Annotated in this window: 1 protein-coding gene; it reads right to left on the reverse strand. The window is 56.3% G+C overall.

Translation table 11 applies throughout. The features are described from left to right. On the reverse strand, nucleotides 1-467 hold a 467-nt coding region (locus tag AF337_RS04370; RefSeq protein WP_049731169.1), incomplete at its 3' end, for a helix-turn-helix domain-containing protein. Nucleotides 468-631 lie beyond the last annotated feature (164 nt).

Below are 631 nucleotides of genomic sequence, written 5' to 3' on the forward strand. Positions count from 1 at the left end.
TGTTCTTCCATCTCTTCATCGACAATCGAGCTGACGAGGGCAACGACCCGGCTGCGCACACGCGGAGAAAGGAGCAAAACGTCGTCTATCAGACGCCGTCCCTCCGCCGTGGAAATGTAGGCAATCTTCTCATCGATCTCTGTTATGATTTGCTGGCCCTGAGTGGTTTCGGGATCTGGAAGGCCTTCGAAAAACCTCGAAACAGGGATCTTGAGGCAATTGGCAAGCTCGTAGAGCATCGAAGCGCTGACGCGGTTCTTGCCGCTTTCATATTTTTGTACCTGCTGCAAACTGACCCCGATGCCGGCGCCGAGATCCCCTAGGGATACATTCGACTGCATTCGGCGGATACGGATTTGCTGTCCGACATGCCGATCAACTGGATGCACCAACTCGCGCGCTAAATTCGACTGTTCGGCTTGCGCAGGCCTCGAAGTCCGGACCTGTGCTGCTGCATAGCGCTTCATGGTGGACACCCCGATGGAGAGTTTCACGCGGTGCGCCCCCGCTGAAAACTCGCTAAACCCACTGATCGGGGAGTTGGAAACCGTACACGACGGTCCTGTGGCCTTTAGTTCCGAGGAACCTGGACATACGCCACAGGCTCCTCGACCGAAGGTCAAGGAGTGTG

The organism is Rhizobium ecuadorense, assembly GCF_001187535.1.
Lineage (GTDB): Bacteria > Pseudomonadota > Alphaproteobacteria > Rhizobiales > Rhizobiaceae > Rhizobium > Rhizobium ecuadorense.